General features: G+C 52.9%; 17 protein-coding genes and 1 other annotated feature. Of the genes, 7 read left to right on the forward strand and 10 right to left on the reverse strand.

Going from position 1 to position 13,825, the window contains the following annotated elements; genetic code table 11:
- Positions 1 to 7: 7 nt before the first annotated feature.
- On the reverse strand, positions 8 to 1,297 hold the full coding sequence (locus JK621_RS02945) for an HlyC/CorC family transporter (protein WP_212558576.1): 1,290 nt from the start codon (positions 1,295 to 1,297) through the stop codon (positions 8 to 10).
- A gap of 41 nt (positions 1,298 to 1,338) precedes the next feature.
- Positions 1,339 to 2,130, reverse strand: a complete 792-nt coding sequence (locus tag JK621_RS02950; protein ID WP_065505888.1) for a cytochrome C assembly family protein — start codon at positions 2,128 to 2,130, stop codon at positions 1,339 to 1,341.
- A 169-nt stretch (positions 2,131 to 2,299) separates the two neighbouring features.
- Between JK621_RS02950 and ffh the strand changes: the two genes are divergently transcribed.
- From ffh to rplS, 5 genes are all read left to right on the forward strand, one after another.
- Positions 2,300 to 3,661 carry a signal recognition particle protein gene (ffh, locus tag JK621_RS02955; protein ID WP_212558577.1) on the forward strand — a complete coding sequence of 454 codons (1,362 nt, stop codon included), beginning with the start codon at positions 2,300 to 2,302 and terminating at the stop codon, positions 3,659 to 3,661.
- A 216-nt stretch (positions 3,662 to 3,877) separates the two neighbouring features.
- Entirely contained in the window at positions 3,878 to 4,126 is a 249-nt protein-coding gene (rpsP, locus tag JK621_RS02960) for a 30S ribosomal protein S16 (protein WP_004932501.1), read from the forward strand.
- An 18-nt stretch (positions 4,127 to 4,144) separates the two neighbouring features.
- Positions 4,145 to 4,693, forward strand: coding sequence for a ribosome maturation factor RimM (rimM, locus tag JK621_RS02965; protein WP_212558578.1), 549 nt, complete (start codon positions 4,145 to 4,147; stop codon positions 4,691 to 4,693).
- Between the two features lie 52 nt (positions 4,694 to 4,745).
- Positions 4,746 to 5,513, forward strand: coding sequence for a tRNA (guanosine(37)-N1)-methyltransferase TrmD (gene trmD, locus JK621_RS02970; protein WP_212558579.1), 768 nt, complete (start codon positions 4,746 to 4,748; stop codon positions 5,511 to 5,513).
- Between the two features lie 54 nt (positions 5,514 to 5,567).
- Entirely contained in the window at positions 5,568 to 5,924 is a 357-nt protein-coding gene (rplS, locus tag JK621_RS02975; RefSeq protein WP_004950372.1) for a 50S ribosomal protein L19, read from the forward strand.
- A gap of 163 nt (positions 5,925 to 6,087) precedes the next feature.
- Here rplS and JK621_RS02980 read toward each other — a convergent pair whose 3' ends face one another.
- The 4 genes from JK621_RS02980 to JK621_RS02995 all read right to left on the reverse strand — a co-directional run bounded on the left by JK621_RS02980 (position 6,088) and on the right by JK621_RS02995 (position 8,135).
- Positions 6,088 to 6,306 (reverse strand): DNA-binding transcriptional regulator, encoded by a 219-nt coding sequence (locus JK621_RS02980; RefSeq protein ID WP_004950376.1) that lies wholly within the window; start codon positions 6,304 to 6,306, stop codon positions 6,088 to 6,090.
- Positions 6,307 to 6,377: 71 nt separating this feature from the next.
- Positions 6,378 to 6,896, reverse strand: a complete 519-nt coding sequence (locus JK621_RS02985) for a lysozyme (protein ID WP_212558580.1) — start codon at positions 6,894 to 6,896, stop codon at positions 6,378 to 6,380.
- Positions 6,880 to 7,101 (reverse strand): HP1 family phage holin, encoded by a 222-nt coding sequence (locus JK621_RS02990; protein WP_212558581.1) that lies wholly within the window; start codon positions 7,099 to 7,101, stop codon positions 6,880 to 6,882. Before JK621_RS02990 ends, JK621_RS02985 begins: the two co-directional genes overlap by 17 nt.
- Positions 7,102 to 7,370: 269 nt before the next feature.
- Positions 7,371 to 8,135 carry a DUF481 domain-containing protein gene (locus JK621_RS02995; protein ID WP_212558582.1) on the reverse strand — a complete coding sequence of 255 codons (765 nt, stop codon included), beginning with the start codon at positions 8,133 to 8,135 and terminating at the stop codon, positions 7,371 to 7,373.
- A 564-nt stretch (positions 8,136 to 8,699) separates the two neighbouring features.
- Here JK621_RS02995 and JK621_RS03000 point away from each other — a divergent pair.
- Positions 8,700 to 9,773 carry a 3-deoxy-7-phosphoheptulonate synthase gene (locus JK621_RS03000; RefSeq protein WP_065505910.1) on the forward strand — a complete coding sequence of 358 codons (1,074 nt, stop codon included), beginning with the start codon at positions 8,700 to 8,702 and terminating at the stop codon, positions 9,771 to 9,773.
- A gap of 6 nt (positions 9,774 to 9,779) precedes the next feature.
- Positions 9,780 to 10,901 (forward strand): bifunctional chorismate mutase/prephenate dehydrogenase, encoded by a 1,122-nt coding sequence (gene tyrA / locus JK621_RS03005; protein ID WP_013811571.1) that lies wholly within the window; start codon positions 9,780 to 9,782, stop codon positions 10,899 to 10,901.
- Positions 10,902 to 10,942: 41 nt separating this feature from the next.
- Here tyrA and pheA read toward each other — a convergent pair whose 3' ends face one another.
- The 4 genes from pheA to bamD all read right to left on the reverse strand — a co-directional run bounded on the left by pheA (position 10,943) and on the right by bamD (position 13,776).
- Entirely contained in the window at positions 10,943 to 12,100 is a 1,158-nt protein-coding gene (pheA, locus tag JK621_RS03010) for a bifunctional chorismate mutase/prephenate dehydratase (RefSeq protein WP_212558583.1), read from the reverse strand.
- 41 nt (positions 12,101 to 12,141) lie between these two features.
- Positions 12,142 to 12,267, reverse strand: a sequence feature (Phe leader region).
- Positions 12,219 to 12,266, reverse strand: a complete 48-nt coding sequence (locus tag JK621_RS03015) for a hypothetical protein (protein WP_193378397.1) — start codon at positions 12,264 to 12,266, stop codon at positions 12,219 to 12,221. Its footprint overlaps the feature before it by 48 nt.
- Positions 12,268 to 12,390: 123 nt before the next feature.
- Positions 12,391 to 12,732, reverse strand: a complete 342-nt coding sequence (raiA, locus tag JK621_RS03020) for a ribosome-associated translation inhibitor RaiA (protein ID WP_004950387.1) — start codon at positions 12,730 to 12,732, stop codon at positions 12,391 to 12,393.
- A gap of 312 nt (positions 12,733 to 13,044) precedes the next feature.
- Positions 13,045 to 13,776, reverse strand: a complete 732-nt coding sequence (gene bamD, locus JK621_RS03025; protein WP_126480394.1) for an outer membrane protein assembly factor BamD — start codon at positions 13,774 to 13,776, stop codon at positions 13,045 to 13,047.
- Positions 13,777 to 13,825 lie beyond the last annotated feature (49 nt).

Genomic DNA, 13,825 nt, shown 5'->3' on the forward strand with positions numbered 1-13,825 from the left:
CGGGCAATCAGCGTTGTTGAACGCTGGATTGCAGCGACTTTATCGGCGTGACTCGCACCTGTTTGATCATGTTGTCCTGCACGTCGAGGATATCCACGTCATAGTGACTTACCCGCACACGGGTACCGATCTCGGGGATCTCTTCCAGCTCTTCCAGCAGCATGCCGTTAATGGTACGCGCTTCGCTGGCCGGCAGCGTCCAGTTGAACGCCTTGTTTAACTCGCGCACGTTGGCAGTACCGTCTATCAGCACGGATCCGTCGCTCTGCGGATTAACTTCTTCCGCCAGCGTGGGTGACATGGAGGTCGTGAAATCGCCTACGATCTCCTCCAGAATATCTTCCACCGTTACCAGCCCCTGAATATCACCGTATTCGTCCACCACGATGCCGACTTTCTCTTTGTTCCGCTGGAATTTCACCAGTTGAACATTGAGCGGCGTGCCTTCAGGCACATAGTAAATTTCATCAGCGGCGCGCAGCAGGTTCTCTTTGTTGAACTCTTTCTTCTCGGTCATCAGGCGGTACGCTTCACGCACCCGCAGCATGCCGATGGCGTCATCCAACGAGCTGCGATACAGCACGATGCGGCCGTGCGGCGAGTGGGTAAGCTGGCGCATGATCGACTTCCAGTCGTCGTTGACGTCGATGCCGACGATTTCGTTGCGCGGTACCATGATGTCATCAACCGTCACCTTTTCCAGGTCCAGCACCGAGATCAGCATGTCCTGATTGCGGCGGGAAATCTGCGAGTGGGATTCATTGACGATGGTACGCAGTTCGTCCTTGCTCACCGCATCGCTGACGCGCACGTTGGTGCGGATACCGAACACACGCAATATCAGCGTGGTGATGCCATTGAGCAGCCACACTAGCGGGAACATTATCTTCTGCAGCGGCGCCAGTAAAAAGCTGCTGGGGAAGGCGATGCGTTCCGGATACAGCGCGGCGAAGGTTTTTGGCAGCACTTCGGCGAACAACAGCACGGCGAGCGTCAATATGCCGGTGGCGATGGCCACGCCGAGGTCGCCATACAGGCGCATACCGACGATGGTCCCCAGGGCCGATGCGAGAATGTTCACCAGGTTATTGCCGATCAATACCAGACCAATCAGGCGATCCGGTTTTTGCAGCAGTTTCTCGACCCGGCGCGCAGAGCGGCTACCCTGCTTGGAAAGATGACGGAGACGATAGCGGTTGAGCGTCATCATGCCGGTTTCGGATGCTGAGAAGTAAGCGGAGACCACAATCATGATCACCAGAATAATGATCAGGGTCCCTGTCGAAACATGCTCCAACGCGGTATTCCTTATATAGGGAGAAAGATGGCCCGAGGCGGCTAGCGCACCATGACTTGTTGAATCAGACGGCTGCCGAAGTAGGCCAACGTCAGTAAAAAGGCGCCGGCAAAGCTGAACCAAACGACGCGGCGGCCGCGCCAACCTTCATGATAATGGCCCCACAGCAGAACGATGTACACAAACCAGGCCATGATGGACAGCACAGCTTTGTGCACGTTCTCTTTGCTGAACAGGTTATCCATATAAAGCAGGCCGGTGCACAGCGTGAGCGTGAGTAATACTACGCCGATCTGGGTGATGTGGAACATTTTGCGTTCGATGCTCATCAACGGTGGCATGTCGGCGCTGAAGGAGAGCTTTTTGTTTTTTAGCAGGTAGTCCAGCCAGGCCAGTTGCAGCGCATACAATGCGGCGATAATCAGCGTAGCGTAGGAGAACAGAGCCAGGCCGATATGCACCATCAGCTCCGGGCTGGCTTCCAGGTGGGTGATAAACTCGCCCGGCATAAAGCTGGCGAAGGCCAGATTGATCATCGCAAAGCTGTAAACAATGGGCAGCAAGAACCAGCCGCGGTTGCGCGAAGCGACAAAGGTCATGATCGAACAAATGATCAGGCTGACGATAGAGCCGATGTTCAGCAGGCTGAGATTTTGCCCGGTATTGACGTCAAAGATGCGTTGCTGCAGTGCGATGGCATGGCAAATTAGCGCCACCACCGCCGAGACGATAGCAAGCCGACGGTATGCGCTGTTCTTCCGCAACAAGCTGGGAATAATCAGTCCAAGGCTGAGCAGGTAGGCGATCAAAGCCACAATGGAGAAAACTGGCATAGCGTTTAATTTTGCTTCGGCATGGTTAATTGGATTGCCAGTATAGCGTTGAGCGCGTCCCACTCCAACCGATCTCCAACGCTGAGGCAGAGATCCTGTGCGCTTCGTGTTATCATCGCCGCAATTGTGTCGCCAAAGCGGCCTGTCATTACACGTTGAGCATGAGACGATGTTTGAAAATTTAACCGATCGATTGTCGCGCACACTGCGCAATATCAGCGGCCGTGGGCGGCTGACCGAAGAGAATATCAAGGATACCCTGCGAGAAGTGCGCATGGCGTTGCTGGAAGCGGACGTTGCGCTGCCGGTGGTGCGCGACTTTATCAACCGCGTCAAAGAGAGCGCGGTGGGGCATGAGGTCAATAAAAGCCTGACGCCGGGGCAAGAATTCGTCAAGATCGTCAAGAGCGAGCTGATTGCCGCGATGGGCGAAGTGAATACCGAGCTGAACCTGGCTGCGCAACCGCCGGCCGTGGTGCTGATGGCGGGCCTGCAGGGTGCCGGTAAAACTACCAGCGTCGCCAAGCTCGGCAAATTCCTGAAAGAAAAACAGAAGAAAAAAGTGTTGGTGGTTTCCGCGGACGTTTACCGTCCTGCGGCGATCAGGCAGTTGGAAACGTTGGCGGAAGGTGTCGGCATCGATTTCTTCCCGTCGGATGTCAAAGAAAAGCCGATCGACATCGTTAACCGTGCGTTACAGCAGGCCAAGCTGAAATTCTACGACGTGCTGATCGTCGATACCGCCGGCCGTTTGCACGTAGACGAAGCGATGATGGACGAGATCAAACAGGTTCATGCGGCGATCAAGCCGGTGGAAACCCTGTTTGTGGTCGATGCCATGACCGGTCAGGACGCCGCCAATACGGCCAAGGCCTTTAACGAAGCGCTGCAGCTGACCGGCGTGGTGCTGACCAAGGTCGACGGCGACGCGCGTGGCGGTGCTGCGCTGTCGATCCGCCACATTACCGGCAAACCCATCAAGTTCCTCGGCGTGGGTGAGAAGACCGACGCGCTGGAGCCATTCCATCCAGACCGCGTGGCGTCACGTATTCTCGGCATGGGCGACGTCCTGTCGCTGATCGAAGATATCGAAAGCAAAGTCGATCGCGAGCAAGCGGAGAAACTGGCTAACAAGCTGAAGAAGGGTGACGGTTTCGATCTGACCGACTTCCTGGAGCAGTTGAAGCAGATGCGTAACATGGGCGGCATGGCCAACATGCTGAGCAAATTGCCCGGTGCCGGCCAATTGCCGGACAATGTGAAATCGCAGATGGACGATAAAGTGCTGGTGCGCATGGAGGCGATCATCAACTCGATGACGTTGAAAGAGCGCGCCAAGCCGGAAATCATCAAAGGCTCGCGTAAACGCCGCATTGCGATGGGTTCCGGCATGCAGGTGCAGGACGTCAACCGCTTGTTGAAGCAGTTCGACGAAATGCAACGCATGATGAAAAAGATGAAGAAAGGCGGAATGGCGAAGATGATGCGCGGCATGAAAGGCATGATGCCGCCGGGCTTCCCAGGCCGCTGACAGGCGCTTGCCCTCTGGGGTGAGCGTGTTTAAGCATTTGCCGTTCGCGGCAAAAACCGCCCGAAATATTGCTGGCCGCAAAAAGTTGTTGACGGTGATCTACGCTTTAGATTGCTTTTTGCGCCAAAATGAGTAAAATTTTCGGGCTTTTTATATTGCAACCGGGCCCCGTTCCCTCAATGGGGCCCGGCTGTTTTATTAACTAAAGAGGATGTTATGGTAACAATTCGTTTGGCACGTGGCGGCGCTAAAAAGCGTCCGTTCTATCAAGTAGTAGTGACCGACAGCCGCAATGCTCGTGATGGTCGCTTCATCGAGCGCGTAGGCTTCTTCAACCCGATCGCATCTGGTCAGGCTGAAGCACTGCGTCTGGACCTGGACCGCATCGAACATTGGGTCGGCTTGGGTGCAACCGTTTCTGATCGCGTTCACGCGCTGATCAAAGACGCTAAGAAAGCAGCTTAATCTGTCGCGGTGGTGGCAATGAGCAAGCAACTCAAACCGGTAGCACCTAAGCAGCCGATTGTACTCGGTAAAATGGGGTCTACTTACGGCATCCGTGGTTGGCTCAGAGTATTTTCATCCACCGAGAACGCCGAAAGCATTTTTGACTATCAGCCGTGGTTTATCCAGCAGGCGGGTCAATGGCAGCTTGTCGAGTTGGAAGACTGGAAGCGCCACAGTCAGGACCTGATCATCAAAGTCAAAGGCATTGACGATCGGGATGCTGCGAATCTACTGACCAATCGCGAGATTATCGTGGATTCGGAACAACTTCCCGCGCTGGACGGTGATGATTACTACTGGAAAGACCTTATGGGCTGCCAGGTAGTCACTACCACCGGCTACGAACTGGGTAAAGTCGTCGATATGATGGAAACCGGTTCGAACGATGTGATGGTTGTGAAAGCTAACCTGAAGGATGCGTTCGGCATGAAGGAGCGGTTGGTCCCGTTTCTTCATGGGCAGGTTATCAAGAAAGTCGATCTCACTGCTCGCGTGATTGAAGCAGATTGGGATCCTGGTTTTTGACCTCCGAATTAAACGGTCGAAACAAGTGGAATAACGGAATGGGGATTGGCTTGTGTTCATTGGGATTGTAAGCCTGTTTCCTGAGATGTTCCGCGCGATCACCGATTATGGGGTGACTGGCCGGGCAGTAAAAAATGGCCTGCTGAGCGTGCAGTGTTGGAGTCCGCGTGACTTCACCTACGACCGGCATCGTACCGTGGACGATCGCCCTTATGGCGGCGGCCCGGGAATGCTGATGATGGTGCAACCCTTGCGGGAGGCCATTCATGCAGCAAAAGCAGCGGCAGGCGAGGGAGCAAAGGTGATTTATCTGTCACCTCAGGGGCGCAAGCTGGATCAAACCGGCGTGTGCGAACTGGCGGCCAACCCGAAGATGATTCTGGTTTGTGGCCGTTATGAAGGGATAGACGAGCGCGTAATCCAAACCGAAATTGATGAAGAATGGTCAATCGGCGATTACGTTCTCAGCGGCGGGGAACTGCCGGCAATGACCCTGATCGATTCTGTCGCCCGTTTTATACCGGGTGTACTGGGTCATCAGGCTTCAGCAGAAGAGGATTCTTTTGCCGATGGATTGCTGGACTGCCCGCACTATACCCGTCCTGAGGTGTTGGAAGGGATGGAGGTTCCGCCGGTTTTACTGTCGGGCAACCATGCCGAGATACGTCGCTGGCGCTTAAAGCAGTCGCTGGGCCGTACCTGGCTTAGAAGACCTGAACTTCTAGAAAGCCTAGCTCTGACTGACGAGCAAGCGGTGTTGCTGGCTGAGTTCCAACGGGAACATCAGGCCAAGCAGCAGGACTATGAAGGGAACGTCTGAGCATCCGGCTCGACGGGACCGATATATCAGTTTACCTAGGGTAAGAGACATATTATGAGCAACATTATTAAGCAAATTGAACAAGAGCAGATGAAGCAAGACGTACCTGCATTCCGTCCGGGTGATTCCGTGGAAGTGAAGGTATGGGTCGTTGAAGGTAGCAAAAAACGTCTGCAGGCATTCGAGGGCGTGGTTATCGCTATCCGTAACCGCGGTCTGCACTCTGCATTCACTGTTCGTAAGATTTCCAACGGCGAAGGTGTTGAGCGTGTATTCCAGACTCACTCCCCAGTAATCGACAGCATTACTGTTAAACGTCGTGGTGCCGTTCGTAAAGCCAAACTGTACTATCTGCGTGAGCGTACTGGTAAGTCTGCTCGTATCAAAGAGCGTCTGAACCGCGTCGGCTAACGCTGCATCCAAAAGTTAATAGCTATGAAGGGGTTGGCAATATGCCAACCCCTTTTTTTATGTTTGTTGTTTGAATATTGTATATGCAAGATTGTTTTTCGCGAATGCGCGATGAAGGTTGATTTTTGCGGGCATAAAAAAGCCTGCTGTCGCAGGCTATGCATTAGAGTGCGGCAGCGCGCTGTTTGCCTTTCTCCGGGTGCGGCTGAGCCGGAATGATATCACCGGGTTTTACGATAACCCGCGCAACAGATTCATGAGTGGCGAAGGTGCAGCTGCAGTTAATGTTCTGGCATTGATGATAGCGCTCCTTGGTCGACTCACTCAGATAGCGGCTGGAGCGAGTATGGGCCACGTTACCGCATAGTGGACAGTGCATCATAGAAACCCCCTTGCAATAAATTAAATTATAATCAATAGATTAAATAACGAACCAGCATCGAAGGATGGTGGTCAAGAGGCGCGTCCAGCACCTTTGAGACACAATTTGCGCTCCTCCGCACGCCGTCGTTCCAACCCTTTACTCTTTTTGCCATTGATGTAGATCCAACGTGGTAACTGATCGCATGCCTGTTGCCACAGATGCTGATTGAGAAAATAGGCCAGCGTGGAGCCGCAGGCGGCGTTTACGCCTACGTTGAAGGCAAAAGCGATTACTGCATCATAAATCTCTTGCGGTAAGGCTTGAGGTATACAACTCGCCACACCTTGTTCTATACGTCGGACATCCGTCAGAAAATCTGCCGCGGCCGTTTCCTCGGTGATAGTGGCACCAGGGATCACTCCAGCGGTGTGTCCTACACCTTGCGTCCACACGCCCGCATCACACTGATAGGGTGACAGTCGGCATCCCTCAAAGTCAGTAATCAGTTTTAGCCCGTTCTCTGAGGTCTTAACCTGCTCGAACTGCGGTATCAGCATCGCTATCGCCAGGATAGTTGCAGCGACACAACGTTTAACGATTGAGCTCATCGTAAATTCTCCTTCGAGATAGGGCGTTTTGCTCTATAGCCTTGAGAACCTGCAGGCTTTTTCGCCGGTAATACCAGTTCACCAGAAAGGTGCCAATTCCGACTGCAGCGCCGACCAAAAATGCGAGGTCTTGGGGCGAAAGCTTGCCCAACCAAGCGAGAAATAGCGCTATAGCGTAAGTAATAAATGAAGTGACTTTCTCCATTGCTTCAATCCCACTGTTGTTTGCCTGAGGTACCTATATGAGCCATCCTGACGGCAATAGCGGCGTTAGGGGCAATGTCTTGCGGTGAGCATTAAGATTGCCCATGCTCCGTTCCTGTTTAATAACTACTGTGTATGCATACAGTATTAAGCTATTTGCTAAAGTCGTCAAGGGTGTGAATGCTTTTTTTAGCAAAATGTTTAATGGGAGAGTTTGGACATAAAAAAAGCCCATCAATGATGGGCTTGGCAGGATCGGGCTTAGAAGAATTACAGACCGTAAACCAGTGAGACCGAGGTGGTGGTGTCGGTGTTTTTCGGCGCAGACGCCGGTGGCTTGCTGTTGTAAGTCACGGTGTAAGCCAGGCGCAGCGAGAACTTGTCGTTAATCGCGACGCTCAATGCAGTCTCGGAGTTCAGCGTGGTTTCTTCGTTAGCCAGCGCCGAAACGCCTTCGGAGAACTTGGTCGTGTCGGTCAACTGATATGAATAGTTGGCTGCGCCGTAAGCCAGCGCTTTCGTTGAACGACCACCGCCATGATATTCATCATGACGTACGCCCGGACCAAATTCGACCCGTAGATCGCTGAGTGGCCCGTTGAGCAGTTGACGGCCGTAACCACCCGTTGCAGTGGAGCGAGAGTCGTAACCGTTGAAGCGATCGCTCAACCAACTTGCCTGGCCGAACAGATAGTTGCGATCCGACAGGTTATAACGGGTACGGCCGCCGGCCTGATACTTTTCCGATGAGCGCACGTTGGAAGACGTGGTGTTGTTGGCGGCTCCCCACAGGCTGTAGGCAGCATCGCTGTTAAACCAGGTCATGCTGGTATTGGCCAACAGGGTAGAGCTTTGTGAGTTGCCTGACTGGGAGTTGTACCCGGCCTGGACATTGCCTTCAAACGGTTTTTTAGCGGTGGCCGGATCGTCCATCGCGGTGAAAAGCGTATTGTCGGCAAAGGCTGAAATGCTGGTGAAGGCAGTCAAGCAACTGATGACTAGCGGAATAGCGCGACGAGCGCGTGAAGAGAGCATTTTGGATCCAGTTGTTAAGAGTGATTATAGGTGATAACGGTCACATTATAACGATTCCGCATTGCGACAAAAATAGCCGCGATTAGCTTAAGTTTTAAATTTTTCATCCTCACTTATTCATTTTTCTTCTACTTAATTAACCCCTTCTGCTGGCATATCATGCTAGGTGCCCTTAAGGTTTGATGGGTTTTGGGGGGAGTTGTCGCCTGTTGGCAACAAAACCCGCCGCTATAGTCTGGCGGAAACTCCGCGCCAGCCTGCCTTTTATTGTAATGCCTGTTGTAAACTTTAATTTACAAAATTAGCTGGAGCGTTCTTTAGGTGGAACCGTAAAGCAGAGGGGCGATGGTATTGGTGTATTTTGTTTTTATTTATTTAAAATCAATTAATTGATTGAATTTTATTGTCGTATTTATGGTGGGTTTCTGACTTGTGATTAGGGTGGTAATTTATTATTTACAGATTTCGGATTGAAAACTTTACAGTTCATGGTAGGGTAAGGCTCTGAAACGCTCAACGTTCTCCTCACGCTTACGCATAACGGCAAACGACAGGAATAGCATCATGCAAAAAGACGCGCTCAATAACGTACATATCAGTGCAGAACAAATTCTGATCACTCCGGAAGAATTGAAGAACCAGTTCCCGCTTAGCGCCAACGATGAAAATGAAATCGCCACTGCGCGCAAAACCATCGCCGATATCTTGCAGGGGCGCGATCACCGCCTGTTGGTGGTGTGCGGTCCTTGTTCTATCCACGATCCGGATGCGGCACTGGATTACGCCCGTCATTTGAAAACCCTGTCGGCTGAATTGAGCGATCAGCTGTATATCGTTATGCGTGTCTATTTTGAGAAACCGCGGACTACCGTCGGCTGGAAAGGCCTGATTAACGATCCGTACATGGATGGTTCGTTTGACGTTGAGGCAGGTTTGCACATCGCGCGTCGCCTGTTGCTTGACCTGGTCGGAATGGGGTTGCCGTTGGCGACCGAGGCGTTGGATCCGAACAGCCCGCAATACCTGGGGGATTTGTTCAGTTGGTCAGCGATTGGCGCCCGTACCACTGAATCACAAACTCACCGTGAGATGGCTTCAGGGTTGTCAATGCCGGTAGGCTTCAAAAACGGTACCGATGGCAGCCTGGGTACGGCAATTAACGCCATGCGCGCAGCGGCAATGCCGCACCGGTTTGTCGGCATCAATCAGGCGGGTCAGGTGTGCCTGCTGCAAACTCAGGGGAATCCGGATGGCCACGTGATCCTGCGCGGCGGTAAAACGCCCAACTACAGTGCCGAGCACGTTGCAGCCTGCGAAAAACAGATGCAGGACGCGGGACTCCACCCGTCCTTGATGATAGATTGCAGCCATGGCAACTCGAATAAAGACTATCGCCGTCAGCCGGCAGTTGCCGAGTCCGTGGTTGAGCAGATCAAAGCGGGTAACCGTTCGATCACCGGCATTATGCTGGAAAGCCACCTGCATGAAGGCAGCCAGTCTTCTGAGCAACCGCGTGCAGATATGCGCTACGGTGTTTCTGTTACTGACGCCTGCATTAACTGGGAGAGTACAGAGACGCTGCTGCGCCATATGCACCAGGAACTCGGCGCTGCGCTGACGGCACGCACTGGAGAGTAGTAAGTTATGGTGGCTGAACTGACCGCGTTGCGCGATCAAATCGACGAAGTGGATAAAGCGCTGCTTGAGTTGCTGGCGAAACGCCTGCAACTGGTGGCGGAAGTGGGCGAGGTTAAAAGCCACCACGGGTTACCGGTATACGTTCCCGAGCGTGAGGCGGCGATGCTGGCCTCGCGCCGTAAAGAAGCGGAAAACCTTGGCGTGCCGCCGGATCTGATCGAAGACGTACTGCGCCGCGTGATGCGCGAGTCTTACGTCAGCGAGAATGACAAAGGCTTTAAAACCCTGTGTCCGCAGCTGCGCCCGATTGTGATTATCGGCGGTAACGGTCAAATGGGGCGGTTGTTCAATCGTCTGCTGACTTTGTCTGGCTACCAGGTCAAGGTACTGGATCAGGAAGATTGGCCGCAGGCCGACGCGTTGTTGGCGGATGCCGGCATGGTCATTGTCAGCGTGCCTATTCACGTAACCGAACAGGTGATTGAGCGGCTGCCGCCGTTGCCGGCGGATTGTATTCTTGTCGATCTGGCTTCGGTGAAGAATCGTCCGCTGAATGCCATGCTTGCGGCACATGGCGGCCCGGTAGTGGGGCTGCACCCGATGTTCGGGCCGGATGTGGGCAGCGTGGCCAAGCAGGTGGTGGTGTATTGCGATGGCCGCCAACCGGAAGCCTATCAGTGGTTGCTGGAACAGTTGCAGGTGTGGGGTGCGCGTTTGCATCGCATCAGCGCGGTTGAGCACGATCAGAATATGGCGTTTATCCAGGCGCTCCGCCATTTCGCGACCTTTGCCTATGGGCTGCATCTGGCGGAAGAGAACGTTCAACTGGAACAGTTGCTGGCGCTGTCTTCGCCAATCTACAGGCTGGAGCTGGCGATGGTTGGGCGGCTCTTTGCTCAGGACCCGCAGTTGTATGCGGATATCATCATGTCGTCGGAAGAGAATATTGCGCTGATTAAACGCTACTACCAGCGTTTTGGCGAGGCGATAAAGTTGCTTGAGCATGGAGATAAACAGGCGTTTATCCAAAGCTTCCAGAAGGTCGAGGACTGGTTTGGCGACTACGCCCAACGCTTCCTGGTAGAAAGCCGCTCACTGTTGCGGCAGGCGAATGACAGCCGGCAATAAGTTATCAGGGTTCGGCTGTGCCGAACCCTTTTTTATCTCACTCAGGACGGATTGACCGGTACCACGCTGTCGCTGGGATAACAGCCCAGTACCTTCAGCGAACGGGTAATCGGCGTCAGATCTTTCAAGGCTTTTTGCATCGCTTCAGAACGCAGGTTCGCCTGCACATCGATATAAAACATCTCTTCCCACGGATTGCCGTTAATTGGACGGGACTCCAGCTTGGTCATGATGATGCCGTTGTCACGCAGCACCAACAGCGCTTCAACCAGAGCGCCTGACTGCTGGCCGGTGGCCATAATCAGGGTGGTCTTGGCCGGCACCTGTTCAGACACGTCAATGGCCTTGCGCGCCAACACGATGAAGCGGGTAATATTCTGTTGTTGGTTCGCCAGATTGTGTTCCAGCACCTGCAGGCCATACAGTGCGCCGCCAGCCTCGCTGCCCAATGCCGCAGCTTTAGGCGAGTTCAGTTTGGCGACTTTTTCCATTGCTGCCGCGGTGCTCTCGCAGTACTCGATTTTCCAGTGCGGGTAGCGATTAATAAACTGGCTGCATTGCTGGAACGGCTGCGGGTGGCTGTACACGGTTTCGATCTGGTTCAAGTCGGTGTTATTGGCCACCAGGACGCAGTGATCGATTGGATTGGTCAGTTCGCCAACGATCGACAGGCTGGTGTGCTGCAGCAGATCGTAGACGTCGTTGATCGACCCGGAACTGGTATTTTCAATCGGCAGGATGGCGTAATCCGCCTGGCCGGTTTCGACCTGGGTGAAAATGTCCTGGAATTTATGGCAGCCGCATTCAATCAGCTGGTCGAAATGGCGAGCGGCATATTGGCGAGCGGCCAGGTGCGAATAGGAACCTTTAGGTCCAAGGAAAGCGATGCGAGCAGAATGCTGACTGATTTGATTAAGCTGATGCTGCAACAGCGCTTGCTGGGTCAACACCGAGTCTTCAATAATCAACTGGAACAGGCGGGTAACGTAAAAGCCGTCGAGATCGTAGGGTTTGGCGGCGGCGATTAACGCATCCAGCAGGTCTCGCTCGCGTTCTTTATCTCTGATGGGGCGAAGGGAATGCAACTTGGTTTTTCCCACCTCAACCGCCAGCTCACGGCGCTCTGCCAGCAGTGCCAGCAGTTTGAGATCCAGTGCGCTGATGCGTTCGCGCAGCACGAGTAACGGGGTGTCTGTCATAATCAGCTTCTGCCTTGTATTTTTATACGTCGTAAATAGCCATAAAAAAAGCCTCCTGTTTCAGGAGGCTTTGCTGTTCGTCTTCGCATTCTTTATCACACGACGAAACGCCTCCCAATCAGGGGAAGGTAAAAAAGAATGCGAAGAAAAACGGTTTGCGGGCCATGTGTTATCCAAAATGAGCGCGAGACAGGTTTTAAAGTAACCGCAGGCTTTTATCTCTGTCAATAAAAAAACCAGACAAAAAACGCGCCCTCAGGCGCGTTTGATGTGAAACAGCCACCAAAGGGTTATTCCTGTTCGGGCTCAACTTCCGGAACAATGTCTTTTACGCTGGCGGCGGCGCGGCGCGCTTCGCCTTTATGCTGAACCTTATTCAACTGACGCTCCAGCTTGGCGATCAGATCGTTAACGGCGGTGTACATGTCTTCATGTTTTGCGCTGGCGACCAGCGGGCCGTTAGGGGTGGTAATGGTGGCATCAGCTACAAACCCTTTAGGTTCTTTGGATAAAACGATATGCGGGTTAATCAACTGGGCCTGCCATTTTTCCAGTTTGGTGAGACGGTCTTCGACGTGACTGCGAATTGCGGGAGTGATATCCATTTGTTTGCTGGTAATGTTCAATGTCATATAACTTACCTCTCTGTCTTTCCGTCTTGGATGACCCCAGCATACCCCGCTTTTTGTTTAAATGCGTGATGAAAATCACGTTTTTTTGTCACTTTTTGCAAAGTTAATTCAATCTGTGATTCAGCATTTGAATCGGCCATCTAACGCTTGAGTCTTGAGAGTAGAACGCGCATTATTGAGAGGATAAGCGGTTGCGCAATCTTGCTAATGCCGTGTTTTTGCTTGTGTATTTTTCAAACCCTGGTCAAATGTGCAGCAAATGAAAACGGCAGCCGAAGCTGCCGTTTTGTTTTTCTGCTATGACCAATCCGTTTATGACGGATTGGCGGCGATCACTTTGGCCACTTTGTCGGCCTGGCCGTTCAACTGCAGCTGTTTGTAAGCGTTTTCCATCAGAGGCAGGGCGTCGCGCGTTGCCTGGGTATCCGGATATTCACGCAACATCTGCTCGGCACGATTAACGACCGCGACGTAAGCACCGCGTTTAGTGTAGTATTCCACCACCGAAAGCTCATATTTGGCCAGGCGGTCTTTCAGATACACCAGACGCTTGTTGGCATCGGTTACATACTGGCTGTTCGGATATTGCTGAATCAGCTGGCTGAAATCGCGAAAAGCAGCGCGAGCATGCTGTGGATCGCGGTCTGAACGATCGACCCCGAAGAAGCCTTGCAACGCACTGTCATCCAGCGCCATATCGGTCAGACCACGCATGTACATCACGTAGTCGATGTTCGGGTGCGTTGGGTTCAAACGCATGAAACGATCGATAGACGCCTGAGCCAGCGGTAAATCGGCAGATTTATAATAGGCATAAATCAGGTCCAATTGAACCTGCTGGGAGTACGGCCCGAAAGGATAGCGGTTATCTAACGCTTCGAGTTGCGTAATCGCGCCCTTAAAGTTACCGTCCTGCAGTTTTTGCTGGGCAGTAGCATAGATTTCCGAAGGTGGGTTGTCGGGAACCGCATCCTTGGATGTGGAGCAACCTGCCAGCGCCAGGCTCAACGTGGCTGCCGCCACCAGATATTTCATACGCGTCATGACGTTTTGATTATCCTCAGGGTGTTATTCCGGGAGACTGTCCGTTAAG

This window comes from Serratia plymuthica (assembly GCF_018336935.1).
GTDB classification, from domain to species: Bacteria; Pseudomonadota; Gammaproteobacteria; order Enterobacterales; family Enterobacteriaceae; genus Serratia; species Serratia plymuthica_B.